General features: G+C 75.2%; 27 protein-coding genes. 14 read left to right on the plus strand and 13 right to left on the minus strand.

Annotation, left to right across the window (positions count from 1 at the left end; all coding sequences use genetic code 11):
• From ACSNN9_RS14895 to ACSNN9_RS14915, 5 genes are all read left to right on the plus strand, one after another.
• A partial coding sequence (locus ACSNN9_RS14895) for an AAA family ATPase (RefSeq protein WP_436673701.1) occupies window positions 1-1525 on the plus strand: 1525 nt, incomplete at its 5' end.
• Window positions 1526-1556: 31 nt separating this feature from the next.
• On the plus strand, window positions 1557-2009 hold the full coding sequence (locus ACSNN9_RS14900; RefSeq protein ID WP_436673703.1) for a hypothetical protein: 453 nt from the start codon (window positions 1557-1559) through the stop codon (window positions 2007-2009).
• Window positions 2009-2221 (plus strand): DUF2997 domain-containing protein, encoded by a 213-nt coding sequence (locus ACSNN9_RS14905; protein WP_357868302.1) that lies wholly within the window; start codon window positions 2009-2011, stop codon window positions 2219-2221. The genes ACSNN9_RS14900 and ACSNN9_RS14905 overlap by 1 nt, the downstream gene beginning before the upstream one ends.
• A 49-nt stretch (window positions 2222-2270) precedes the next feature.
• Window positions 2271-3215, plus strand: a complete 945-nt coding sequence (locus tag ACSNN9_RS14910; RefSeq protein WP_436673705.1) for a ComEA family DNA-binding protein — start codon at window positions 2271-2273, stop codon at window positions 3213-3215.
• Window positions 3208-3888 (plus strand): 4Fe-4S cluster-binding domain-containing protein, encoded by a 681-nt coding sequence (locus tag ACSNN9_RS14915; protein ID WP_436673707.1) that lies wholly within the window; start codon window positions 3208-3210, stop codon window positions 3886-3888. Before ACSNN9_RS14910 ends, ACSNN9_RS14915 begins: the two co-directional genes overlap by 8 nt.
• Here ACSNN9_RS14915 and ACSNN9_RS14920 read toward each other — a convergent pair.
• From ACSNN9_RS14920 to ACSNN9_RS14940, 5 genes are all read right to left on the minus strand, one after another.
• A complete protein-coding gene (locus ACSNN9_RS14920; protein ID WP_358086998.1) occupies window positions 3855-5276 on the minus strand; it encodes an amino acid permease in 1422 nt (473 codons plus the stop codon). The two genes, ACSNN9_RS14915 and ACSNN9_RS14920, sit on opposite strands and share 34 nt — an antisense overlap.
• A gap of 127 nt (window positions 5277-5403) precedes the next feature.
• The gene (locus tag ACSNN9_RS14925; RefSeq protein ID WP_436673708.1) at window positions 5404-5946 is read right to left on the minus strand and encodes an SOUL family heme-binding protein; all 543 of its coding nucleotides are present in this window, start codon (window positions 5944-5946) and stop codon (window positions 5404-5406) included.
• 39 nt (window positions 5947-5985) lie between these two features.
• Entirely contained in the window at window positions 5986-6729 is a 744-nt protein-coding gene (locus ACSNN9_RS14930; RefSeq protein WP_436673709.1) for a YqeB family protein, read from the minus strand.
• Window positions 6730-6731: 2 nt separating this feature from the next.
• Window positions 6732-7529: an ABC transporter permease gene (locus ACSNN9_RS14935; RefSeq protein WP_436673711.1), complete on the minus strand. Its 798-nt coding sequence runs from the start codon at window positions 7527-7529 to the stop codon at window positions 6732-6734.
• Window positions 7526-8422, minus strand: a complete 897-nt coding sequence (locus ACSNN9_RS14940; RefSeq protein ID WP_436673712.1) for an ABC transporter ATP-binding protein — start codon at window positions 8420-8422, stop codon at window positions 7526-7528. Before ACSNN9_RS14940 ends, ACSNN9_RS14935 begins: the two co-directional genes overlap by 4 nt.
• A 134-nt stretch (window positions 8423-8556) precedes the next feature.
• Between ACSNN9_RS14940 and ACSNN9_RS14945 the strand changes: the two genes are divergently transcribed.
• Window positions 8557-9810, plus strand: a complete 1254-nt coding sequence (locus ACSNN9_RS14945) for a sensor histidine kinase (RefSeq protein WP_436673714.1) — start codon at window positions 8557-8559, stop codon at window positions 9808-9810.
• Window positions 9789-10514, plus strand: coding sequence for a response regulator (locus ACSNN9_RS14950; RefSeq protein ID WP_436673747.1), 726 nt, complete (start codon window positions 9789-9791; stop codon window positions 10512-10514). The genes ACSNN9_RS14945 and ACSNN9_RS14950 overlap by 22 nt, the downstream gene beginning before the upstream one ends.
• A 191-nt stretch (window positions 10515-10705) precedes the next feature.
• Here the strand turns inward: ACSNN9_RS14950 and ACSNN9_RS14955 are convergent, their stop codons facing one another.
• Window positions 10706-11494 (minus strand): D-Ala-D-Ala carboxypeptidase family metallohydrolase, encoded by a 789-nt coding sequence (locus ACSNN9_RS14955; protein WP_358087010.1) that lies wholly within the window; start codon window positions 11492-11494, stop codon window positions 10706-10708.
• Window positions 11495-11787: 293 nt separating this feature from the next.
• Here ACSNN9_RS14955 and ACSNN9_RS14960 point away from each other — a divergent pair, with 293 nt between their 5' ends.
• Window positions 11788-12429, plus strand: coding sequence for a DUF6642 family protein (locus ACSNN9_RS14960; protein ID WP_357868276.1), 642 nt, complete (start codon window positions 11788-11790; stop codon window positions 12427-12429).
• 141 nt (window positions 12430-12570) lie between these two features.
• Here the strand turns inward: ACSNN9_RS14960 and ACSNN9_RS14965 are convergent, their stop codons facing one another.
• Both ACSNN9_RS14965 and ACSNN9_RS14970 read right to left on the minus strand, forming a co-directional pair.
• Window positions 12571-13212: an NAD(P)-dependent oxidoreductase gene (locus ACSNN9_RS14965; RefSeq protein WP_358087014.1), complete on the minus strand. Its 642-nt coding sequence runs from the start codon at window positions 13210-13212 to the stop codon at window positions 12571-12573.
• A 110-nt stretch (window positions 13213-13322) separates the two neighbouring features.
• Window positions 13323-14555, minus strand: coding sequence for a serine hydrolase domain-containing protein (locus ACSNN9_RS14970; protein ID WP_436673717.1), 1233 nt, complete (start codon window positions 14553-14555; stop codon window positions 13323-13325).
• A gap of 77 nt (window positions 14556-14632) precedes the next feature.
• Here ACSNN9_RS14970 and ACSNN9_RS14975 point away from each other — a divergent pair, with 77 nt between their 5' ends.
• The 4 genes from ACSNN9_RS14975 to ACSNN9_RS14990 all read left to right on the plus strand — a co-directional run bounded on the left by ACSNN9_RS14975 (window position 14633) and on the right by ACSNN9_RS14990 (window position 16717).
• Complete coding sequence (locus tag ACSNN9_RS14975; RefSeq protein ID WP_436673719.1) at window positions 14633-15226, plus strand: pentapeptide repeat-containing protein; 594 nt, start codon at window positions 14633-14635, stop codon at window positions 15224-15226.
• A gap of 45 nt (window positions 15227-15271) precedes the next feature.
• Window positions 15272-15721, plus strand: coding sequence for a pyridoxamine 5'-phosphate oxidase family protein (locus ACSNN9_RS14980; RefSeq protein WP_436673721.1), 450 nt, complete (start codon window positions 15272-15274; stop codon window positions 15719-15721).
• Between the two features lie 113 nt (window positions 15722-15834).
• Window positions 15835-16266, plus strand: a complete 432-nt coding sequence (locus ACSNN9_RS14985) for a nitroreductase family deazaflavin-dependent oxidoreductase (protein WP_357868261.1) — start codon at window positions 15835-15837, stop codon at window positions 16264-16266.
• Window positions 16267-16390: 124 nt separating this feature from the next.
• Window positions 16391-16717, plus strand: coding sequence for a hypothetical protein (locus ACSNN9_RS14990; protein WP_436673723.1), 327 nt, complete (start codon window positions 16391-16393; stop codon window positions 16715-16717).
• Between the two features lie 38 nt (window positions 16718-16755).
• On the opposite strand, the gene dacB is transcribed toward ACSNN9_RS14990, so the two are convergent.
• On the minus strand, window positions 16756-18339 hold the full coding sequence (gene dacB / locus ACSNN9_RS14995) for a D-alanyl-D-alanine carboxypeptidase/D-alanyl-D-alanine endopeptidase (RefSeq protein ID WP_436673725.1): 1584 nt from the start codon (window positions 18337-18339) through the stop codon (window positions 16756-16758).
• Window positions 18340-18660: 321 nt separating this feature from the next.
• Between dacB and ACSNN9_RS15000 the strand changes: the two genes are divergently transcribed.
• Both ACSNN9_RS15000 and ACSNN9_RS15005 read left to right on the plus strand, forming a co-directional pair.
• On the plus strand, window positions 18661-19734 hold the full coding sequence (locus ACSNN9_RS15000; RefSeq protein ID WP_436673727.1) for an NAD(P)-binding domain-containing protein: 1074 nt from the start codon (window positions 18661-18663) through the stop codon (window positions 19732-19734).
• 181 nt (window positions 19735-19915) lie between these two features.
• Window positions 19916-20197 carry an adhesin gene (locus ACSNN9_RS15005; RefSeq protein ID WP_357868248.1) on the plus strand — a complete coding sequence of 94 codons (282 nt, stop codon included), beginning with the start codon at window positions 19916-19918 and terminating at the stop codon, window positions 20195-20197.
• 43 nt (window positions 20198-20240) lie between these two features.
• On the opposite strand, the gene ACSNN9_RS15010 is transcribed toward ACSNN9_RS15005, so the two are convergent.
• The 4 genes from ACSNN9_RS15010 to ACSNN9_RS15025 all read right to left on the minus strand — a co-directional run bounded on the left by ACSNN9_RS15010 (window position 20241) and on the right by ACSNN9_RS15025 (window position 24201).
• Complete coding sequence (locus ACSNN9_RS15010) at window positions 20241-21344, minus strand: beta family protein (RefSeq protein ID WP_436673728.1); 1104 nt, start codon at window positions 21342-21344, stop codon at window positions 20241-20243.
• 168 nt (window positions 21345-21512) lie between these two features.
• Entirely contained in the window at window positions 21513-22040 is a 528-nt protein-coding gene (locus tag ACSNN9_RS15015; protein WP_436673729.1) for a PepSY domain-containing protein, read from the minus strand.
• 194 nt (window positions 22041-22234) lie between these two features.
• Window positions 22235-23509, minus strand: a complete 1275-nt coding sequence (locus tag ACSNN9_RS15020; RefSeq protein WP_436673731.1) for an ATP-binding protein — start codon at window positions 23507-23509, stop codon at window positions 22235-22237.
• Window positions 23506-24201 (minus strand): response regulator transcription factor, encoded by a 696-nt coding sequence (locus tag ACSNN9_RS15025; RefSeq protein WP_436673733.1) that lies wholly within the window; start codon window positions 24199-24201, stop codon window positions 23506-23508. The genes ACSNN9_RS15020 and ACSNN9_RS15025 overlap by 4 nt, the downstream gene beginning before the upstream one ends.
• Between the last annotated feature and the right edge of the window lie 90 nt (window positions 24202-24291).

A 24291-nucleotide genomic window follows, 5' to 3' on the forward strand; every position in this document is an offset into this window, starting at 1 on the left:
CGCCACCCTCGTCCGTACGCCCCGGGCGGTGTGGACCTGGTCGCTGACCACGGGGCTCGTGCAGCCCGACGGCGTCGCCCGCAAGGGCACCACCGACCCGGACGACGCGCTGGCCGCGGCGCTGCGCGTCGACCACCCCAGCGTGCTGATCTTCAAGGACCTGCACCCGGCGCACGGCAGCGGCGACCGGCCGGGCACCCCCAACGTGGTTCGTCGGCTGCGGGACGTGGTGGCGGCCTTCAAGGCCGGTCCGGTGCCACGCACCCTCGTCCTGGTCTCGCCGGTGCTGCACATCCCGGTGGAACTCGAGAAGGACGTGACGATCGTCGACTTCCCGCTGCCCACCGAGACGGAGATCCGGCGGGTGCTGGACGGCATGATCGCCGCGAACTCCGCCGGCGGCCGGATCCGGATCGCGCTGGACGACCTCGGCCGGGAACGGCTCGCCAAGGCGGCTCTCGGGCTCACGCTGCACGAGGCGGAGAACGCGTTCGCCCGCGCCATGGTCAACGACGGCGTGCTCGACGGCAGCGACCTCGCGGTCGTGCACGAGGAGAAGCGGCAGACCGTACGCAAGTCGGGGCTGCTGGAGTTCGTCGACGCCGCGGTCGACCTTGTCGACGTCGGCGGGCTGGAGAACCTGAAGCGGTGGCTGGCCAAGCGGGACGGCTCCTGGCTGGCCGAGGCGGCGGCGTACGGGCTGCCCGCGCCCCGGGGTGTCCTGATCACCGGCGTGCCCGGCTGCGGCAAGTCCCTGACCGCCAAGGCGATCGCCTCCGCCTGGGGCCTGCCGCTGCTGCGGCTGGACGTCGGCCGGGTCTTCGCCGGGCTCGTCGGGTCGAGCGAGCAGAACATGCGCACCGCCATCCGGACCGCCGAGGCGACCGCCCCCTGCGTGCTGTGGGTCGACGAGATCGAGAAGGGCTTCGTCGGCGGGGCCGGCGACTCCGGCACCTCCGCCCGGGTCTTCGGCTCCTTCCTGACGTGGATGCAGGAGAAGGCCAAGCCCGTCTTCGTCATCGCGACCGCCAACGACTTCGAGCGGCTGCCCCCGGAACTGCTCCGCAAGGGACGCTTCGACGAGATCTTCTTCGTCGACCTGCCGACACGCGCGGAACGGGCGTCGATCTGGCGGGTCCACCTCGCCCGGCGGCTGCGCAACCCGGCCGTCGCCGGTGCCCTGACGCCCGACGACGCCCTGCTCGGCGAGCTCGCCGGGCTCAGCGAGGGCTACTCGGGGGCTGAGATCGAGCAGGCCGTCGTCGGCGGGCTCTTCGACGCCTTCGCCGAACGGCGTCCGCTGCGCCGCGACGACGTGGTCCGGGCCCTGGTCAGCATGGTGCCGTTGAGCGTCACCCAGGCGGAACGCATCGACGCCGTACGCTCCTGGGCCGACGCCCGCGCCGTCGCCGCCACCGCCGCCGAGGACTGGGACCTCGGCGGTCGTCCCAACGGTCCGGGCGGCTCCCGGCCCGGCGGCCCGGGGCAGCAACGGGGACAGGGCGGGCGAGCGGTCGAGTTCTAGTCTGTGGGTCGACAACCGAGGAAGGGCCCCGATGAGCGTCTCACTGATACTCCTGCCGCTGGCTGTCGCCGCCGTCGCCGCGACCCACGCCGCCACCGCCGGGCGGGACGGGGAGGGTCGCGTCGTCTGCGAGGTGCAGACCCGGATGCGGGACGAGACGCTGCTCGTCGCCGCGCTGCGCGACACCGGCGCGGCGGTCGTCGCCGAGCCGGACGCGATCATCGCGGACTGGGCCGACGTACGAGCCGGCTTCCGGCGCGGCGAGGACGGCATCTGGTCGGCGCACTTCACGGGCGAGGTCGACGAGCAGCGGGCCGTCGAGGCGGTTCGGGCCATCGACGCCGCGTACGGGCGGCAGGTCCAGCGGGCCGTGCTGGAGCGGCTGCGCGCGCAGGCCCCCGCCGCCGGGCTGCGGCTGGAGTCCGAACAGGTCACCGAGGACGCGAGCGTGCGCCTGGTGTTCGCCGTCGAGGGCAGGTCGTGATGGGCGGGCAGCCGCGGATCGTGGTCACCGTGACCAGCGAGGGCGTGGTGAGCGCCGAGACCAGGGACGTGCTCGGGGACGGCTGCCTCGACTACATCGCCGTGCTGGAGGACCTGCTGGCGGCCCGCACGGTGCGCAGCGCGTACACCGCCGACCACGATCGCGCGGCCGTGCCCGCACGGCAGGAGCAACGTGACGTCGAACGCGCCTAGCCCCGGCTGGCCGCCCCCGGCCGCCCCTCGGCCGAGCGCGATGTGGCACGTGTTGCAGAGCTGGTGGCTGCTGCTGCCCGTCCTCGGGTGCAGCTGCCTCGGCGGCTTCGGGTTCATCTACGTGGGCCTGCGGGCCGGGCGCGCGGCGTGGTGGATCCCCGGCATCGTCTACGCCGTGGTGGGCTGGACGGCGTTCGTACTCGTCGGCGAGTCGGACAAGGAGAGCGCCGTCAGCGACTGGGCGGTGGGCGTGCTCCTGGCCGTGTGGATCGCCAGCATCCTGCACGCCGCGCTGATCAACCCGGCGTGGTTGCGCTGGCTCACGCAGCGCCGGGCCAGATCCGCGGCGGCGACGTGGCCGGGCGGCGGGTACCCGCTGGCCCCGCTGCCCGGGGCGGCTCCCGCCGGCCCGGCCCCCTACCCGGGCATGACCCTGACGTACCCGTCCGGTTCGCCGGCGAAGTACCCGTCTCAGGCGTACCCGCCCTATCCGCCCGCGTCCCCGGCGTATCCGCCCGGGTCGCCGGCGTATCCGCCCGGGTCGCCGGCCTATCCGCCCGCGTCGCCGCCCTACCCGCCCGCGTCGTCCGCGTATCCGCCGGGGTCGTCGGCGGGGTATCCGCCCGCGCCGGCGGGGTATCCGCCGCTGGCGGCCGACCCGACGATGGTGCCCTACCAGCCGGTCGACCCCTTCGGGCCCGAGCCGCTCGCGCCGCCGTCGGACCCATGGCCCGACGGGGAGTCCGGGCCGGTCGACGTCAACACGGCCGGGCCGGAGGCCCTCGCGTCCCTGCCCGGCTTCGACCCGCGGCGCGCCCGGCAGGTGCTGGCCGAGCGGGAGCGGCGCGGGTCCTTCGGCAGCCTGGCCGAGTTCGCTGCCGCCGCCAACCTGGCCCCTCACGAGTACGCGCGCCTGCGCGACGCCGTGGCCTGCGTCCCGCCCGCCGGGCCGGCGCCCGGGCAGCCGCCACCCGGCCGGGTCCTCGATGTCTGACGACGGTCCCGGGCCCCGCCCGGCGGCCGGGGCGGAGGCGGTGTCGGTGGCCCGGTTCCTGGCCGCCACCCGCGCCGAGGGGCCGGGCGAGCGGACGGCCGTCTGGGTGCAGGGCTGCGCCATCCGCTGCCCCGGCTGCTTCAACCCGCACCTGTGGAGCTTCCGGGGCGGGGAACGGGTCGCCCCCGCCGATTTGGTACGCCGGGTGCTCGACGCGGGCACCGAGGGGCTGACGCTGCTGGGCGGCGAGCCCTTCGACCAGGCCGCCCCGCTGGCGGCCGTCGCCGCCGGGGTACGCGCCGCCGGCCGCTCGGTGATGACCTTCACCGGCTACACCACGGCGCAGCTGCACCGGGCGGTCGACGCCGGCCGGGACGACGTCGCGGCGCTGCTCGCGGCGACGGACCTCCTCGTCGCCGGGCCGTTCCTGGCCGACCGGATCGACACCCGGCGGCCCTGGGTGGGTTCCACCAACCAGGAGTTCGTGCTGCTCGACGACCGCTTCCCGGGCCTGCTCGACGAGGTGTCGCACAGCCCGGACCGGGTCGAGGTGACCGTCGACCCCGCCGGCGGGGTCGCGGTGAACGGCTGGGCCGAGGTCGACGCCCTCGACGAGTTGCTGGCGTCGGTGACCCGACCTCAGTCCCGGCGGGCCAGCGCCGAGCGCCGGTAGCCGTAGAGGGCGTAGATCACCGCGCCGAGCAGGAACCAGACGGCGAAACGCAGCCACGTCTCGGGAGCCAGGTAGGTGATCAGCCAGAGGGAGAACGCCGCGCCCAGCGCCGGCACCACCGGCATGCCCGGCAACCGGAAGGTGCGCGGCGCGTCCGGACGGCGGTAGCGCAGCACGATCACCGCGACGCAGACCACCACGAAGGCCAGCAGGATGCCGATGTTGGTCAGCTCGGCCGCCTCCCGGATCGGCAGGAAGCCGGCGATCAGGGCCGAGCCCACGCCGACGATCCAGGTGACCCGGCTCGGCACCCGGCGGACCGGGTGCAGCTTGGCGAACCACCCCGGCAGCAGCCCGTCGCGGCTCATCGAGAACCACACCCGCGTCACGCCGAGCATGAAGGTGAACATCACGGTCAGGATGCCGATGATCGCCCCGACCGCGATGACGCTGGCCAGGCCGGAGAGCCCGACCGAGGCGAACGCGGAGGAGAAGCCGCTCTCCGGGTCGATGTCGCGGTAGTTCTGCATGCCGGTCAGCACCAGGGTGGCCAGCACGTAGAGGACCATCGAGATCGCCAGCGAGTAGACGATCGCCTTGGGCATGTGCCGGCGGGCGTCCTTCGACTCCTCGGCGGCGGTGCTCATCGCGTCGTAGCCGAACACGGCGAAGAAGACCGTGGCCGCGCCGGTGAGCGCCCCGCCCAACCCGAACGGGAAGAACGGTGAGTAGTTCGCCGTGCGGATGTGGAAGAAGCCGACCACGACGACCAGCAGCACCACGGCGATCTTCAGCCCGACGACGATCGTCTCGAAGCGCGCGGCGGACTTGATCCCGAGGTTCAGCAGGAACGCGATGAACAGACAGAGGACCACCGCGAACAGGTCGACCACCCGCCCCTCGCCGGTGCCCGGGGCGCCGAGCATCCAGGCCGGCAGGTCCGCCCCCAGCTCGCTGACCAGGAACGAGAAGTAGCCGGAGATGCCGATCGCCACCACGGCCACGATCGCGGTGTACTCCAGCAGCAGGTCCCAGCCGATGAACCAGCCCACCGCCTCGCCGAGCACCGCGTACCCGTAGGTGTAGGCCGAGCCGGCCTTCGGGATCATGCCGGCGAACTCGGCGTACGACAGGGCCGCCGCCGCGCTGGCGAGCCCGGCGATCAGGAACGAGACCAGCACGGCCGGGCCGGCGGTCTCGCTCGCCACGGCGCCGGCCAGGGCGAAGATGCCCGCGCCGATGATGCCGCCCACCCCGATGGCGGTGAGCTGCCAGAGCCCGAGCGAGCGCGCCAGCCCGTCGCCGGTCTCGTCGGCGATCTCCTCGACCGGCTTGCGGCGGAAGATCCCCGTGCCGCCGCCGCCCGTCGTCCGTCCCGTGGAGGTCATCGTCGTCCCCCTTCCCGACCCGCCCGGCGTGCCCGACCCCGCCGGCTGCGCTGCCGGTGCGGGTACCCGCCAACGACGCCGGTAAATCTCCAACGAGGACACCCGTGCGGGGACGCGGTACGCGGGCTCACTCGACGACCGGCAGCACGACCTCGTTGTGGCGCAGGAACCACGGCTTCCACGGCGGATCGAAGCGCGCGTACCGGACCGCGCCGGTGGGGCGCAGCCCGGCGGCGGTGACCGCGCGGCCCAGGGCGGTCGCCCGCCGGTCGAACGCCCGCGCCGTCCAGCGGCCCGCGAAGCGCGTCGCGGCGGCGAGCTGTTCCGGGACCACCCGGGTGTGCACCCGGGGGTCCGCCGGCTCGGGCAGCGTGTCGGGGGTGAGGTCCGCCGGCATCACGAGCCACACCAGCCAGTGGCCCGGCCGGTCCCCCTCCTCCTGCACGAACGGCACCGTCATGGCGACCGTCTCCGGGCCCGTCTCCCGCCCGGTCGCCCGCCGGGAGCGGTTGGCGCCGCGCAGGTACGCGCCCAGCGGCCGGAAGGCGTCCCGGGCGGCCTGCTCGAACGTGCCCTCCACCCGCACCTCGACGACCAGGTGCGGCGGGTAGCGGCGCAGCTCGAAGCCGGGATGCCGCGCCACCACCCGGTACGGCTGCTGCTCGGTCATCGCGCGCTCCCCGTGCCCCGGGCCCCGTCGGGAGCAACGCTACCGGCCGTCGACCTCCGGCTCAGCCGAAGTCGCGTCCTCCGGGCGGGGACGCGGGGCGGACCGGGTCAGCCGCCAGTACTGCCGCCGGCCGTCGTCGCGGATCACCACCCCGGTGCGGCCGAGTTCGCCGCGCAGCTCCCGGGCCTCGCCGCCCCGGTCGGCGTCGAGCGCCCGCTGCCGGGCCCGCAACAGCGCGTCCGCGCCGCTCGGCAGCCCGGGCAGGCCCGGCACCCACCGCCGGTACGCGTCCCGGTGCGGGTCGCCGTCGGTCCACGGCCAGCCGTGCGCGCGGAAGGCGTCGCGCAGCCGGTCGACGGCCAGGTCCGACCGCTCCCGGACCAGCTCCTCGTCGTCCGCGCCGAGCAGCACGAGGTCCTTGCCGTCGACGAAGACGGCGCGCACCCGCCGCCGCCCGACCTGCCGGTCCGCGCGGTCGCGGCGCAGCCGGACCCGTTCGGTGTCGACGGTGACGGCGAGCCGTTCGGCGGTGCCCACGGCGGCGACCAGCAGGCCGCCCAGCGCGCCGACCGCCAGCCCGCCGATGCCTGCCTGCGGGTCCGGCAGCCCGGCGACCAGCTCGAACAGGCCCTGCGCCGGGGCCCAGGACAGCCCGGCGACCCACCCCGCGCCGGTGGCGAGCAGCCACCCGCCGCCCGCGCCGAGCGCCGGGAGGCCGCCCCAGAGGAGGGCCAGTTCCGCCGCGCCGCCGTCGACGACGGTGGGGGCGCCGTAGCCGTCCACCGTCAGGACACCTCGCGCCGCAGCGTGCGGACCAGCCCCGCGACCAGCGGCACGGCCAGCCACACCAGCAGCGACACGGCGAACCGCCCCCACTGTCCGGCGGTCACGTCCGGCGTGAGCAGCGGCTCCATCGTCCGGCCCGTGTCGAGCCAGCCCGCCGGGCCGCGCAGCGGCCGGATCATCTCGCCGAGGATCGACCAGAGGGTCGGCAGCAGCAGGTAGCCGACGATCGCCAGCGGGGTGTTGAGCAGCAGCAGGCCGAAGCCGGCGCCCATCAGCACGTTCGCCACCTGGAGCACGACGGCGTGCAGCACCAGGGCCCCCTCCATTCGCCAGGTGCCGGCGCCGCCGGTCGCCCCGGCGACCAGCGTGCCGGCGGCGGCCACGACGAGGCTCACCAGCACCGACGCCAGCGCCGCCAGCACCATCGCGGCCAGCTTCGCGACGATCACCCGGCCCCGCCGGGGCACCAGGGCGAACGTGGTCAGTGCCGTGCGCTGCGACCACTCCCCGGTGATCGACAGGATGCCCAGCACGGGCAGCAGCAGCCCGATCGGCAGCATCGAGGGGACGAAGAAGTTGTCGAAGGTCTGCTCGGCGTCGTCCGCCCAGATCAGCTGGACCACCACGAGGGCGGCGGCGAGCAGCCCGATGGTGATCAGCAGCCAGAGCCCGGCCCGGGTGTCGACGAGCTTGCGCAGCTCCACCCCGGTGAGCCGGAGCAGCGACGGCCGGCGTACGCCGGGGTGGCGCGGGGCAGCGTCGGCGGTGGGCGGGCTGGCGGTGGTGGCGGTGGTCATCGGACGGCCTCCTGGGTCGACGCGCCGGCGGTCAGGGTGAGGAAGAGCTGTTCCAGGCCGCCGCTGCCGGCCGCCCGCAGTTCGGTGAGGGCGACCCCGGCGTCGGCGGCGGCCTGCCCGACCGCCTCGGCGTCGGCGTGGACCAGCAGCCCCTCGGTGCCCTCGGTGGCGGCCAGCCCGGCCCGGTCCAGCGCGCCGCGCAGCGCCCCGCCGTCCCGGGCCCGGACCAGCGTCCCGCCGCCGGCCAGCAGCTCGGCCTTGTCGCCCTGGGCCACGATCCGGCCGCCCCCGATGACCACCAGCCGGTCCGCGACCGCCTCGACCTCGCGCAGCAGGTGGGAGGAGAGCAGCACGGTGCCGCCCCGGTCGGCGAAGTCGCGCAGCAGGCCGCGCATCCAGAAGATCCCCTCCGGGTCCAGGCCGTTGGCCGGCTCGTCGAGGATCAGCACCCGGGGGTCGCCCAGCAGCGCGTGCGCCAGGCCGAGCCGCTGCCGCATCCCCAACGAGTACGCCCGGAGGCGGCGCCCGGCCGCGACCTCGTTCAGCCCGACCAGGTCGAGCTTGGCGGCGACCTGCCGGCGGTCCACGCCCATGGTGGCCGCGGCCACGGTCAGCGCCTCCCGCCCGGTGCGGCCGGCGTGCTGGGCCGAGGCGTCCAGCAGCACGCCCACCTCGCGCCCGGGGTTGGGCAGCTCCCGGTAGGGCCGGCCGCCGACCGTGGCGCCGCCGCCGCTGGGCGGCGTGAGCCCGCAGATCATCCGCATGGTGGTGGACTTGCCGGCCCCGTTCGGCCCCAGGAACCCGGTGACGGTGCCCGGCTCGCAGCGGAACGACACGTCGTCGACGGCGGTGTGCCGCCCGTACCGTTTGGTGAGGTGTTCCACGCTGATCATGCCGGTCACGCTGCCGGAGCCACCCGGCCGCGCGCTGCGGCCGACGGTCTCGTCCGACGGCTACCTTGGTCGACGCCGAGGTCTCGACTTTGGTAGCTGGTCGGCCCGTCGCGCGGCTGCCTAGCATGGGTCGCGTGACCAGTGCCGCCGTACCGGAGCACCCCTGGCTGCTGCCGGGGGCGCTGGGCGTCGACCCGGCGGCCCGGCTGGGGCGCGGTCCGCGTCGGACCACCCGCGACTGGCTGGTGGACGGCCTCTGCTTCCTGCTCTCCCTCGGCTGGGTCCTGCTCGCCACGGCCGACGCGACCGCGCCCGACCCCGACTTCTCCACCCCGCTGCCGCAGCGCTGGATGGTCCCGGTCGATGCGCTGCTCGGGCTCGTCTGCTGCGCGCTGCTCTGGGTGCGACGCCGGTGGCCGCTGGGACTGTCGGTGGTGACCCTGCCGCTGACCCTGTTCTCGATGGCGTCGGCGGTCCCGCTGCTGATCCTCTACTTCACCGTCGTGGTGCACCGCCGCACGGCCGTCGCGCTGGCGGTGACCGCCGCCGGTCTGGTCACCAACTTCGCCTTCAGCTACCTGCGCCCGGATCCCCACATGCCGTACTGGGTGACGACCGTCTGGGGGGTGGTGCTCAGCCTCTCCGTGCTGGCGTGGGGGATGTTCGTCCGGGCGCGGCGGCAGCTCGTCCTGTCGCTGCGCGAGCGCGCCGAGCGGGCCGAGGCGGAGCAGCAGTTGCGGGTGGCGCAGGCCCGGCACCTGGAGCGCACCCGGATCGCCCGGGAGATGCACGACGTGCTGGCGCACCGGATCTCGCTGCTCAGCCTGCACGCCGGCGCGCTCGAGTTCCGGCCGGACGCGCCGCCGGAGGAGGTGGCGCGGGCGGCCGGGGTGATCCGGGGCAGCGCCCACGCCGCGTTGCAGGACCTGCGCGAGGTGATCGGGGTGCTCCGCGCGGAGACCGTCGCCGACGGTGACCCGGAACGCCCGCAGCCCACCCTGGGTGACCTGCCCGCGCTCGTCGAGGAGTCGCGGGCGGCCGGGATCCGGGTCGGCGTCCGCGACGTGGTCACGGCGGGGGAGCAGGTGCCCACGGCGGTGGGGCGCAGCGTCTACCGGATCGTGCAGGAGGGGCTGACCAACGCCCGCAAGCACGCCGCTGGCGCGGCGGTCACCGTCGACGTGGCGGGCGCCCCCGGCGACGGGCTGACCGTGGAGGTCCGCAACCGGTGGCCGGTCGGCGGCGTCGCCGGCCCGGATATTCCCGGAACCGGCACGGGCCTGGTCGGCATCGCCGAACGGGTCAGCCTGGCCGGCGGGCGGCTGGAGTACGGGCGGGACGACTCGGGCGACTTCCGGCTGGCCGCCTGGCTGCCGTGGCCGGCGTGACCGGCCCGGCGGCGGGTGGGCCGGGGTCCGCTCCCGACCGGCCGGTGCGGGTGCTGATCGTCGACGACGACGCCCTGGTCCGGGCCGGCCTGTCGATGATCCTCGGCGGGGTGCCGGACCTGCTCGTGGTCGGGGAGGCCGCGGACGGCAGCGAGGTGCCCGCCGCCGTGGCCGCCTGCGCGCCGGACGTGGTGCTGATGGACATCCGGATGCCCCGGCTCGACGGGCTCGCGGCCACCGAGGCGCTGCGCGCGTCGCCCGACCCGCCGGAGGTGCTGGTGCTGACCACCTTCGACGCCGACGAGCAGGTGCTGCGGGCGCTGCGGGGCGGGGCCGGTGGCTTCCTGCTCAAGGACACCCCGCCGGCCGAGATCGTGCGGGCGGTGCGCCGGGTGGCGGCGGGGGAGGCGACGCTCTCCCCGGTGGTGACCCGCCGGCTGATCGACCACGTGACCGCGCCGGGCGCGGCGGGCGGGCCGGATCCGCGCCGGGAGCGGGCGCTGCGGCAGCTCGCCGGGCTCAGCGAGCGGGAGCGCGAGGTGGCGGTCGGGCTCGGGCGGGGCCGGACGAACGCGGAGATCGCCGCCGAGCTGTTCATGAGCGTCGCGACCGTGAAGGCGTACGTGTCGCGGCTGCTGGTGAAGCTCGACCTGAACAACCGGGTCCAGGTCGCCCTGCTGGTCCACGACGCCGGCCTCGTCTGACGCGGGATCGAACCTTCCGCGCCGGCCGCACCGCTGGGGCCGGCGGGTGCTGGCGCGGCACGGGCTCAACGAGCGGCAGGTCGACGCCCGCCGGCGCGACCGGGGCACGACACCGGCCCGGGCCGCGGGTCCCCACCCGCGCCCGGGCCGGCGCCGCCGTCCGACCGGCCCGGCGTGGCCGTCCGGCCCGCTCAGTCGTTGCCGGCGCCGATCCCGCAGTCCGGCGCGGACCAACTGGTGGTGTTCGGGGTGTCGTCGCTGTTGTTCTCCCGCCGCGAGTCCACGTGCACGTGGTCGTCGTGGTCCGGGTAGCCCGGCCCGTAGATCCCGCTGAAGCCCCGGCTGCGGGCGTCCCGGGCGATCTGGCACAGCGAACTGGTGCGCGACACCACGTCGGCGGCGTTGCCGTAGAGGTGCTGGCTGTCCGACGCCCCGCCGACCTGGTCGTTGCAGGCGCGGCTGCGGAAGCCGCTGCTGACCAGCAGGGGCTTGTCGCCGAGGCTGCGCCGCATCGCCTCCAGCTTCCACATCGTGCGCAGCGCGTTCTGCCTGGTCTGCGCGGGGGAGAGCGGGCCGCCGTTCCAGCCCCCCCGACCGCAGCCGTCGTCCATCTCGGTGAAGCTGAAGTGCCGTGGCGTGCAGTCTTCGTCCTGGAGGGCGTAGAGCTTGCCGTACGTCTGCGGTCCGGCGACGCCGTCGGCGCGCAGCCCGTACGCGGCCTGGAACCGCTTGACCGCGGCGGCGGTCTTCGGTCCGTAGCGACCGTCGTTCTCCACGATGTCCCGGTTGCCGGCCCACCCGGCGACCCGGATCTGCAACTGGCGGACGTCGTCGCCGGAGCGCCCCTGGTAGAGGTTGCGCTTCCACGTGTAGCAGCCGTCGGCATGGGCCGCTGGCGCGGCGACCACCGTGGCGACAGCGGCTGCCGGCAACGCCAGGGCGAATGCGACAGCCGCCCGTTTCAGGGTGTTAACGCGCACAGAAGTCCTCCCGATAGGAGTGCGAATGGGGTGGCGATCCGGGACATCGGCCTGGCCGTCCCGCATTTCCACCCTGGCAGGCCGCCGGGCGGTTCGAGGTGGTTAACGAGAATCGTCCTCACAATTCGTCGATCCCGGGCATTACGCGAATTGCGAAACGCCCATTGATTCCAACGGGCGACAGGAAAGCGCGGACGGCACGTAAAGCCGCAGCTCAGCCCTCGGAGGGTGATGTTCTCCCGCCGGTCGGACCCGGTAACGTCAGCGCCGGCGGGACCGGGGGAGGGGGCGGCGTGGCACGTGGTGGCGTCTTCTGCATCGAGGGCCAGTGGCACCGCGACCTCAACGAGCGCGGCTCCGTCCTGCCCACGCTCGAACTGCTCGAACGGCTCGGGAAGATCCGTTTCATCCACAAGGACGCGGCCACCCGCGACGAGCTCTTCTACTTCGTCGACCGCTGGCTGCTCAAGCAGTACGCCGACCACCGGGTCGGCTTCTTCGCGATGCACGGCGAGCCGAGCCGGCTCTGCCTGACCGACTGGGAATCGGTGGCGCTCGCGGACGTCGCCGAGCTGATGGCGGGTCGCTGCGACGGCCGACGGCTCTACTTCGGCAGCTGTTCGGTGCTGCGCGCCTCCGACGCGGTGCTGCGGGGCTTCCTCGACGCCACCGGAGCGGCACTGATCTGCGGATACACCCGCGAGGTGGACTGGGTCGAGTCGGCCGCCTTCGAAACCGTCCTGCTCGACGTGCTGGCCAACGGCCAGCGCCACAACGCCGCCGAGCTGCGGATGGGCTCCGCGCACTGGGCGCCGCTCGCCTCGTACCTCGGGTTCCGGGTGATCTACGCCAACGGCCGCGCCTGGCGGCCCTCGGTCCGCCCCCGGGTGCCGGCCCAGCCCGCCGCCGGGCGCGCCGCCCCGCGACCCCGGTGAGGCCGCCCGCGCCGACGCGCGGTCTGGTGAGGGGGGCCGCGCCCGTCCGGCCGGTCCGGTCGCCGTGCGACGGGTGCCCTGGTAGGAACGACGGATGGCACGCAGCATCGCGACGAACACCCGGGTCGACCGGGCCAGCCCTCAGTACGCGGCGGTGAAGCGGGCGTTCTCGTGGCGCGGCTGCTCGATCTCGTCCACGATCGCCACCGCCAGGTCCTCGTAGCTGAGCACCGAGCGGCCCTCGTGGTCGGTGACCGGCTGGTCGCCGCCGGTGCGGTAGTGCCCGGTGCGCTCGCCCGGGTGGAACTCCAGCGGCGGCGGGGAGACGTAGGTCCAGGTCACCCCGTCCGCCGAGGAGCGGTAGAAGTCCAGGGCGTCGGCCTGCCCCAGGGCCGCGTCGCGGTACTCCTGGGGGAAGTCCGGCTCGTCGAGGTAGCGGGTGCCCTTCCGGGTGAGCAGGGTCGAACCGCCGCCCACGTGGATGATCCGGGGCGCGGCTGGCATGCCGCGCAGCGCGCCGACCAGGTTCCGCGCCGCGTCGAGCCAGAGGTCGCGTTCGCCGCCGCCGATCGCCACCACCATGACGTCCGTGTCGGGCGCCAGTTCCCGTACGCTCCGCTCGCTGGTGGCGTCCCCGGTGACCACCGTGACCGCCGGCGGCAGGTACGAGGTGGCCTCCGGCCGGCGTACCGCCGCGGTGACCCGGTGCCCCCGGCCGACCGCCTCGGCGGTGATCCGCGACCCCGCGGTGCCACCCGCGCCGAACACGACGATGTTGCTCATACCGCCTCCCGCCCGGCCCGTCCGGCCCGGCGGACGTAGCCCGTATCCAGGCTATTGACCGGCGCCGCCGCGCGCTGGCGGACCGGGGATCCCGGCCGGCCCGGAGCCGGCTAGTCGACCAGGGCGGAGTAGACGAGCTGCCGCAGCTGCGGCCGGATCGGATAGGTGCTCGACGGCATGAGCTGGGTGAAGAACAGGGCCGTGACCTCCTCGGCCGGGTCGACCCAGAACGCCGTGCTCGCCACGCCGCCCCAGTAGTACTCGCCGGCGCTGCTCGGCACCCGGCTCGGCACGGGGTCCTCGACCACGGCGAAGCCGAGCCCGAAGCCGATCCCGTCGAGGGTGGTCTCGGCGAACCCACCCGTGGAGAGCGCGCCCAGGTCCCGGCCGCCGGGCAGGTGGTTGCGGGTCATGAAGCGCACCGTGCGCGGCCCCAGCACGCGGGCCCCGTCCAGCTCGCCGCCGCGCAGCAGCATCTGGGTGAACCGGTGGTAGTCGGCGGCGCTGGAGATCAGGCCGCCGCCGCCGGAGAGCAGCAGCGGCTTCTCGTACGCCAGGGTGCCCAGCTTGTCGTAGCGGAACGCGCGGCCGGTGCGCGGCTCGGGCGCGTAGAGGGCGGCGAGCCGATCGGCGGTGTCGCCCTCGGCCCACCAGTGCGTGTCGGTCATGCCCAGCGGGCGGAAGATCCGGTCGGCGAAGAAGGCGTCCAGGCTCTGCCCGGAGACCACCTCGACCAGCCGGCCGAGCACGTCGGTGGCGACCGAGTAGCCCCACGCGGTGCCGGGCTGGAACAGCAGGGGCAGTTCGCCGAACGCCTGGCAGGCCGTCGCCAGGTCGACGTCCGCCGGCGGGTAGAGGTCGTAGCCGGCGGCCCGGTAGATGCCGTCGACCACCGAGGTCTGCATGAAGCCGTACGTCAGGCCGGCGGTGTGGGTGAGCAGGTGCCAGATCCGGATCGGTTCGATCGCCGGCACCGTGAACGGCTTGAGGGCCGAGCCCTTGGAGTAGACCCGCAGGTCGGCGAACTCGGGCAGCCACCGGCTGATCTCGTCGGTCAGCTCGAAGCGGCCCTCCTCCCACAGGATCATCGCGGCGACGGAGGTGACGGGCTTGGTCATCGAGTAGATGCGCCAAAGCGTGTCCGCCTCGACGGGCCTGCCCGCCTCCGCGTCGCGCAGCCCGTACGTCGACGAGTGGGCGATCTCGCCGCGGCGGGTGACCAGCACCTGCCAGCCGGCGAGGCGGCCCTCGTCGACGTACCTGCCGAAGTGCTCGTCGATGCGCGCCAACCGCGCCGGGTCGAAGCCGATCTGGTCCGGGTCGATGCTGCGTGCCACGCTCACCCCGCCGAAACTACTAGCCGGTACGCCCCGGTGGAAGGGCCGCGATGGTCGTCCCACCGTCTCGGTAGCCTGGTCCGATGCCCGAGCTGACCGAGGACGAGACCTTCCGCGACGAGGACTGGTACGGCGAGGAACTGGTGGACCGGCACTTCGTCCGCTGCGAGTTCTTCCACGTCGACCTGACCGAGGCGGTGAGCCGGGGCGCGGTCTTCGACGGCTGCACGTTCGGCAACGTGAGGTTCAACGCCTCCCGGCACACCGACTCGGCCTTCACCCGCTGCACCTTCCAGCGGTGCAACTTCTTCGAGGCGGAGTTCACCGGCTGCAAGCTCGTGGGCAGCACCTTCGCCCAGTGCGACCTGCGGCCGCTGACGGTCGCCGGCGGCGACTGGTCGTTCGTCGCGCTGCCCGGCGCCGACCTGCGCGGGGTCCGCATCACCGACGCCCGGATGCGCGAGGTGGATCTCACCGGCGCCAACCTGACCGGGGCCACCGTCACCGGCGTCGACCTCTCCTCCGCGCAGTTGCACGGCTCCCGGCTGTCCGGGGCCGACCTGCGCGGCAGCGACCTGACCGCGCTCGACCCGACGGTGGTGGAGCGGGCCGGGGCGATCGTCGACCCCGCCCAGACCGTGGTGATCGCGCAGGCGCTCGGCTTCGAGATCCGCTGAGAAAGCCGACGCGGGTTGTCCGGATTGCCTGCCAGGCTGGGGCGCATGGCATGGTGGTGCGATCTGGTCCGGGACGAGCCCGAGTTCGCCGAGCGCGTCCGGGCGCTCTTCGCGGTACGCAGACACGGCACGATGGCGACGCTGCGCCGGGACGGCTCTCCCCGGATCAGCGGCACCGAGTTCGACTTCGGCGCCGAGCACCTGCGGCTGGGCAGCATGGCCGGCGCGGTCAAGGCGCTCGACCTGCGCCGTGACCCCCGGGTGGCGCTGCACTGCCCGACCGAGGACCCGCCGGCCGACGATCCGGGGTCCTGGGGCGGTGACGCGAAGATCGCCGGGCTGGCGCACGAGGAGCCGCCGGGCGAGGACGGCTCGCACCGGTTCCGCGTCGAGCTGACCGAGGTGGTGCTGACCCGGGTGGGCGATCCGCCGGACCACCTGGTGATCGAGAGCTGGCATCCCGGTCGAGGTCTGCGCCGCCGACGACGGGACTGAGCCGGGGCGGTCGTGCTGCGCTGGCCGCGCGGCCCCGATCGCCCGGCGACCGGCCGTGGCCCGGAGTAGCGTGGTCGCGACGACCGGGTGCGCGAGGGCGAACGGGAGGGCTCATGAGCGAGCAGGTGCTGGACAGCCCGCAGGGCTGGGTGGCCGACCACATCCGACGGTACGTCGAGACCGACGGCGCCGAGGGGCACGAGTGGCGGCCCGGTGTCTTCACCCTGCTGCTGACCACCCGGGGCAGGCGCAGCGGGAAGCTGCGGCGCACCGCGCTCATCTACGGCCGCGACGGCGACGCCTACCTGGTCGTCGCCTCGCAGGGTGGCGACCCGAAGCACCCGGCCTGGTACCTCAACCTGCTCGACGAGCCGCTGGTCGAGGTGCAGGTGGGCGCCGAGCGGTTCACCGCGCGGGCGCGTACGGCGACGGCGGAGGAGAAGCCGCGGATGTGGTCCACGATGGCCGCCATCTGGCCCGCGTACGACGACTACCAGACCAAGACCGACCGGGACATCCCCGTCGTCGTGCTCGACCGCGTCTGATCCGGGGCCACTGACGGGCCTCACGTCGTCCCGACCGTCGGGACAGTTTGTCCGTCGCGCCGCGTCGGGCCTGTCGTAACTTTCTGCTGTCCACGTCCGACGATCCTCTGTGGAGGCTTGGCCGATGAGCAGCACCACCACCCGCACCGTCCGTCCGAGGGCCCCCCGGGGTGCCGGGGAGCCGTCCGGGGAGGTGCTCCGGGAGATCCCGCTGCCGCCGTACGTGACCGTCGAGGACGCCCAGTTCGCCGTGCGGGCGATCGTGGTGCACGCGCCGAGGCGCTGGTCCGGCGGGACGGTCTGCCGCAACGACGCCAGCCCGCACCCGTGCCGGCTGCACCGCTGGGGGACCCGCGTGCTGGCGCAGCGCGGCCTGCGTCCCGCCGAGATCGCCGCGCTGATCGAGCGCGGCGACCCGGCGGCCGAGCTTCCGCACCGTCCCGGCGCCTGAACGCCGGCGGGGCCCTCGCACCGGGCCCCGCCGGCCCGTCAGCAGGCGTTCGGCTTCACCCAGGCGCACTCCAGGCCCTCGGGAACCCGGGGGGCGTCGGGGGCCGCCGGGGGCGCGACCCGCGCGCTGGTCACGCCCTTTTCGGTGTACGAGGCCAGGGCGATCGCGATCTGGTCCTCCAGCGTCTTCACCGAGGAGGCCAGGTAGTTGTTGAGCAGGATCGAGAACGCCAGCACCCGCCCGTCGGCGTCGGTGACGTAGCCGGAGAGGCCGGAGACGCCGGTCAGGCTGCCGGTCTTGGCGTGCACGTTGCCGGCCGCCGGGGTGCCCCGCATCCGGCTGCGCAGCGTCCCGCCGACGAACCGGTCCGCCTCGCCGGCGACCGGCAGGGCCGCGTACCAGGTGTCGAACCAGGGCTCGGCGCGGACGGCGGTGAGCAGGTCCACGAACTCGTCGGCCGGGACGAGGTTGCGCCGGGAGAGCCCGGAGCCGTCCCGCTGGCGCAGCGTCCCGGTGTCCATCCCGGCGTCGGCGACGTACTCGCTGATCGCGGCCAGCCCGGCCGACCAGGTGCCGGAGCCGGAGAGCACCCGGCCGATCTCCTTGGTCAGCACCTCGGCGTGCCCGTTGTTGGAGAGCTTGAGGAACGGCACCATCAACTCGGCCAGGGGCATCGAGCGGTGCCGTCCCACCTCGGCCGCGCCCTCCGGGGTGGCCTGGCCGAGCACCGTCCGACCGAGCACCCGCACGCCGTGCCGGCGCAGCGCCGACCGGAAGACGTCGGCGGCGTAGCCGGTGGGCTCCCAGACGCTGACCCAGTCGCTCGCCGACGCGGCGCCGAGCGCGATCTGCCCGGTGACCACGACCGTGTTGCTCCCGTGCGCCCGCTCGAAGGAGACCGACGTCTCCCCGCCGGCGACCGTCTCGGCCCGGTTGTCGATCTTCAGGTACCGGGTGGCCGGGGTGGTGGTGACGACCGGACGCGCGCCGGCGGTCGCGCCGGGGGCGGCGTGGACGATGACGGTGCCCGCGTCGTAGTCGGTGTCCGGCGCCACGGTCAGGGCGGAGACCTGCGCGGCGTAGTAGTACGGCTCGTCGTCCCAGGTCCAGTCCGGGCCGAGGCGGGTGTCGTCGTAGCGGGTGTCGTCGGCCACCAGGTTGCCGGTGACCACCCGGACGCCCGCGGCGGCGACCTGCGCGGCCAGCGCGTCGTAGTCGGCGGCCAGCATGGTCGGGTCGCCCCCGCCGCGCAGGTAGAGGTTGCCGGAGACCAGGCCCGCGCGGCGGGCGCCGCTGGTTCGCACCTCGGTGCTGAAGCGGTGGCCCGGCCCGAGCAGTTCCAGCGCCGCCGCCGAGGTCAGCAGCTTGGTGTTGGAGGCGGGCACCAGGCGGCGGTCGCCGTTGCGGTGGTAGACCGTCTCCCCGGTGGCCGCGTCCTTGACCACCACCGAGGCCTGCGCCCCGGCCAGCCGGCTGTCGGCGAGGATCGCGTCGATGGTGGCGTGCAGGCGGGTCGCCGCGGGGGTCGGGGACTCCGCGGTGGCGGTGGGCGCGCCCGCCGTGGCCGCGGCGGCGACCAGCGCCAACAGCGCGAGCGTCCGGGGGAAGAGACGACGATGCATGGGGTGATGCTGCCATGCAGGTATCTGCCGGAAAAGACCGTCGATGGAAAAGAAATTTCCGTCGTCCGGTCAGCCGTCGAGCGGGACGGCGGTGACCGGTCCCGCCGACGCCTCCGGGGTGAGCACGGCGACCGCCCGGTCGACCAGCGGGCACCGCCAGCGCCCGCCACCCACGCCGTGCAGCCATGAGGCCTCCCGCCGGGCCCGGTCCGTACGCTGATCCTGACTCCGGCCGGCACGGCTCGGTTCCCGGCGGCGGGCTGTGATCGGCGAGACGCCCGTGCCGGGCAGCCGGGCGGGCCCGCCGGTGTTGTACCCGGCATGGACGAGCGCTCCGTCGACGTGCTGGTGATCGGGGCCGGGCAGGCCGGCCTCTCCGCCGGCCACCACCTGGGTCGCGCCGGGTTCGCCCCGGGGGACGGCTTCGTGATCCTCGACGGGGGCGACGGGCCGGGCGGGGCGTGGCGGCACCGCTGGCCCACGCTGCGACTCGACCGGGTGCACGGCTTCCACGACCTGCCCGGCCTGCCCTTCCCGGCGGCCGGGCCCGACCGGCCGGCGGCCGAGGTGGTTAGCGCCTATTTCGCCGCGTACGAGCGCGAGTTCGACCTGCCGGTGCGGCGTCCCGTGCGGGTCCGGGAGGTCCGCGACCGGCCCGACGGCCGGCTGGCCGTGCACACCGACCACGGTTTCTGGACGACGCGCGCCCTGGTCAACGCCACCGGCACCTGGACCCGGCCGTTCTGGCCGCACTACCCCGGCCGGTCGGTCTTCCGGGGCCGGCAGTTGCACACGGCCGACTACCGGGGACCGGCGGAGTTCGCCGGCCGGCGGGTCGTGGTGGTGGGCGGCGGGACGTCGGCCGTCCAGCTGCTCGCCGAGGTCTCCACCGTCGCGGCCGGCACCACCTGGGTGACCCGGCGCCCGCCCGACTTCCGCGACGAGGAGTTCACCCCCGAGCGGGGGCGGGCGGCGGTGGCCCTGGTCGACGCGGCGGTCCGCGCGGGCCGGCCCCCGGACAGCGTGGTCGGGGTGACCGGGCTGCCGCTCACGCCGGAGCTGCGCCGGCTGCGCGAGCGCGGCGTGCTGGACCGGGTACCCGTCTTCGACCGGATCACGCCCGACGGGGTGGCCTGGGACGACGGGCGGTTCGTGCCCGCGGACGTGATCCTGTGGTGCACCGGCTTCCGGGCCGCACTGGACCATCTCGCGCCGCTGCGGCTGCGCGCGCCGGGCGGCGGTATCACGATGGACGGCACCCGGGTGGTCGCCGACGAACGGATCCACCTGATCGGGTACGGCCCGTCGGCGAGCACGATCGGCGCCAACCGGGCGGGCCGCGCGGCGGTACGCGACATCCGCGCCCGGCTCGCCCCGGCCGGCGCCGCGCACTGACCCCGATCTACTTGACGGATCCCGCGGCAGGGGGCAACGTAGGCCGTGGAGGGGCCCTGAGCTGCCCCGAAGCGCGACGGCGAGGTGCTTGTCGCCCTTCCATCGCCTCCCACGTGCGCTCGCCCGCGGGCCGAGTCCCGGTCCCGCACCGCGAATCCGAGAATCCACGAGGAGTTCCGCCATGCTCACCATGACCGACAACGCCGTGCTGGTCATCCGAGACCTCGCCAACCAGCAGGACGTCGCCGAGGACGGCGGGGTGCGGATCGCCGCCGACACCGACGCGGGTTCGCTCACCGTCGAACTGGTCGCCGAACCGGTCGAGGGCGACCACGTGGTCGACAACCAGGGCGCCCGCATCTTCCTGGACTCCGACGCCGCCGAGCTGCTCGGTGACGCGTCGGTGGACGCGAGCGTCGACGACGAGGGCATCGTGCAGTTCGGGTTCACCGAAAAGCAGTGACGGCGGGGCGCCGCCACCGCACCGGAGCCGGCAGGGGAGGCGCTCAGCCGGCCCGGCGGGTCTCCCCGTTGCGGTGCGGCCGGGCGGGACGGCCCCGCTCCGGCGGCGCCTGACCGGATCGCCACGGCCCCGGTCGGGGCTCCCGCTCCGGGTGCGGCAGCGCGGCCAGCACGTGCGCCAGGTGGTGCGAGGTGCTCCACGCCGCCCAGTTGCTGGCGGACCCGGCGCCGGCGCCCCTGCGGGCACGCCGCAGGATCTCGTGGTCGCCCCAGGAGAAGGCCGCACCCGTGGCCGGCCAGTGTGGGGCCGAGACGACGGTGCGGCACAGGTCCGCGAACCGGTCGTCGCCGCGTCCGCCCCGCCGCGACCAGCGGTACACCCACCAGGCGCCGTCGGTGGTGTAGCGGACGGTGGGCAGCCGGTCTCCCGACTGGTCGGCGCCGGGCACCGCGGAGCCGACGCCGTAGTCGCCGTACCCGACGCCGAGGTCGGCCAGCCGCTGCCAGAGCTGCCAGTCCCAGCGGTCGAGGCGGACCGGTTCGTCGGTGGGCAGGGCCGAGATCGCGGGGGGCATCCCGCCCGCCGCCACGCTCACCGAGCACCAGGCGTGCCGGCGGGCCCACTCCAGCAGCCGGCGGACCCGGGGCTCGGCGACCCGTACGTCGGCCCGGCAGCACACGTCGCCCGCGTCGAGGAGCAGGTCGCACTGCTCGGGCACCAGGTGGGTGAACCGCCAGACCCGCTCGGCCGCCGCCGTGGCCGCGTCCGGGCCGGCCCGGTCGTGGCCGACCCGCAGCCGGACGACCGCCCGCTGGGCGTGGGCCCGGGCCGCGGCGCCGTGCGCCACCAGGCGCCGGTCACTGTCCGCCAGGCCGATCACCGGCACCAGCGGTACGCCCCAGCGGACCAGTTCGGTCTCCGGGGCGTCGGGCAGTCCGGTGACGTCGACGGCCGTGAGCAGCCCGTCGGGCAGCCGGCGGAGCACGTCCAGGGTGAACTGGTCCAGGACGGACACCTGGAGGACCGGGGCGAGCAGGGGTGCGACGACGTCGTCGAGATGACCGAGCGCCTCCAGCTCACCCCGCCGATTGGCGAGGATGGGGCGGTAGACCGGTTCCGCCGCCCGGCCCCGGTGGGCGGGCACCATACCCCAATGTAGCCAGACATCGGTGTCCGTCACAGGGTCGATCGGCCCGCATCGCCGCGGCCCGCGCCGGGCGGGCCGGCGTGGGCCGCGCGGACCGGACCCGCCGCCCGCGACGGCGACGCCGCCGCCCCGCGCAAGCGGGACGGCGGCGTCGGTACCGGCAGCGGATCAGTCGTCGTCGCCGTCGTCCGAGTCGTCATCGTCCGAGTCGTCGTCATCGTCGTCGTCGACCGGCTCCTGCTCGGCCTTGACCACCGTGCCGTCGCCCCGGTCGACGTCGATCTCGTGCTCGGTCTGCCCGGCCACGATCTCGACGCTCCACACGGCCCGGCCGTCCTCATCCTCGCGCTCGACCTCGACGATCTTGCCGCCGCCCGCCCGGGCCAGCGCGATCTCGCCGGCCCGCTGCTCGCTCACCGCGTCGTCGCCGGTGGCCGGAGCGCCGCTGCCCGACGGGGTGCCGGGCGCCGCCGGGGTGCCGCCGGTGGTCGGCGCGCCGCCCGTCGCCGGGGCGCTGCTCCCGGTGCCGCTCGGGGTGCCCGGCGTGGCCGGGCCGGTCGGGGCGGTGGTGGCGGCGGCCAGGGTGGTCGCCCGGGCCGCGCCGTCGTCGGCCGCCGCGACGCCGAAGGTCGCGCCGGTCACGGCGAGCACCGCCGCGCCTCCGAGCGACGCCAGCATCAGGGACTTGCGCTTCATCTCGTTACACCCTTCCTCGGTTGCTGGTTCCCAGGATCGCGCCGGCCCGGATAGCGCCACGCTGCCCGAACGCTAAGGCCGGGTTAAGCCTGTCCGGGCGCGGCGGCCGGGCCGCGCCTGGTCCGGCCCCGACGGCCGGGCCGCCCGGGACATGGTCGACGGCCCGGCCGTGACCGGTGCGGGAAGGGGGCGGGTCAGGGCCGGGGCGGGCCCAGTTCGAGGCGCACCTCCGCGCCCCCGGAGGGCGCGGTGCGCAGGGTGAGCCGGGCGCCGCTGGCCTGGGCGGCGCGGCGGGCGATGTCCAGGCCCAGGCCGGTCGAGCCGGCGGTGCTCGCGCCCCGGTCGATCGTGCCGGGCGGCATCCCCGGCCCCTCGTCCGCCACGGTCAGCACCGCCCGGCCCGCCTCCGTGGCCAGCCGGACGGCGAACGCCGTGCCGTCCGGAGTGTGCGCGAAGACGTTGCCGAGCAGGGCGTCCACCGCCGCCGCCAGCTCGTCGGCGGGCACACCCACCGGCAGCGGTCCCGGGGCCAGGTCAAGCGTCACGGCCCGCCCGGTGTCCTCGGCCAGCACCGACCAGAACGCCACCCGCTCGGCCACCACGCCCGCCGCGTCGGCGCTGGCGGCCCCGGCCGTCGGCACCCGCCAACGCGCCTGTCGGATCAGGCCGGTGACCGCCCGCTCCAGCCCGTCCACGGCCGCCGTCACGCGGGCCGCGTCCTCCGGGTCGCGCAGCGACTCGGCCTCCAGGCGCAGCGCCGTCAGCGGGGTACGCAGGCGGTGCGAGAGGTCGGCTACCTCCTCCCGCTCCTGCACCAGCAGCACCTGGATCCGGCCGGCGAGGTGGTTGAGGGCGCCGGCCACCTCACGCAGCTCGGGCGGCCCGGCGGGCGTGACGCGCGCCTCCAGCTCCGCGTTCGCCAGCCGGTGCGACACCGCGGACAGCTCACCGATGGGCCGGACCAGGGTGCGGGCCAGCCGGTCGGCGACGGCCAGCCCGATCAGCACCAGCAGCACGCCGAGCAGGGCCAGGGCCAGCCAGGACCGGGTCACCCCGGCGGTCAGCTCGGCGGGCGGGACCACCGTCCGGATCACGCCGGTGCCGTCAGGGTGGCCCTGCACGGCGATCACCACCTCCCGCCCCCGCCCGGACTCGGCGGTGAGGCTCTGCCCCCGGGCCGCCAGCGCCACCGCGGGCGTACGGGGGGCCGGGGCGCCGAGCACCGTGCCGTCGGGCAGGAACACCGTGACCGACCGCTCGGACTCGGTGGCCAGCTGTTCGACGGTCAGCCGGATCGTCGTCGGGTCGGCGGTGCCGACGACGGTGACGAGGCTCTGCGCGTCGGCCGTGGCCCGCAGGGTGGCCCGGTCCGCCGCGACGGTACGCACCAGCAGTGCCAGCGGCACCAGGAACGCGACCAGGGTGAGCACGCTGACCGCGGCGGCCAGCAGGGCGAGCCGGGCCCTCATCCGGCGCTCCCCGGTGCCTCCAGCCGGACCCCGACGCCCCGCACGGTGTGCAGGTAGCGGGGCGTCTGCGCGCTCTCCCCGAGCTTGCGCCGCAGCCAGGACAGGTGCACGTCCACGGTCTTGTCGGCGCCGCCGTACGGGACCCGCCACACCTCGGCGAGCAGCTCCCGCTTGGTGACCACCTGGCCGGGCCGGCCCGCGAGGTGGTGCAGCAGGTCGAACTCGCGCGGGGTCAGCTCGACGGGCGCGCCGTCCAGGCTGACCTGCCGCGACCGCGGGTCGACCCGCAGTCCGCCCACGACCAGCGTCGTGTCCTCCTCCGGGCCGGGCCCCGTTCCGCGCCGGAGCACCGCCCGGATCCGCGCGTCGAGCTGCGCGGCCGTGAACGGCTTCACCACGTAGTCGTCCGCCCCCGCGTCGAGCACCCGGACGATCTCGGTCTCGTCGTCGCGGGCGGTGGCGACGATGACCGGCACGGCGCTGACCGCGCGGAGCATCCGCAGCAGCTCCCGGCCGTCCAGATCGGGCAGTCCCAGGTCCAGCACCACCAGGTCGGGCCGGTCGTCCAGCGCGTCGCGCAGGCCGGTCATCGCCGTCGAGGCGGCGGCCACCGCGTGCCCCCGGTCGCGCAGTGCCCGCAGCAGCGGCGTACGGATCGTCAGGTCGTCCTCGATGAGCAGCAGGCGGGCCACAGGTGGCAGGCTAGCCGCCACGGCCCGGGCCGGCCCGGACCTTAACCCTCCCTTAGCCTCGGGCAGGGCTCGCCCGAACCCCGGATCGGG

Origin of the sequence: Micromonospora sp. URMC 107 (assembly GCF_051386315.1) — a bacterium.
Taxonomy (GTDB): domain Bacteria; phylum Actinomycetota; class Actinomycetes; order Mycobacteriales; family Micromonosporaceae; genus Micromonospora.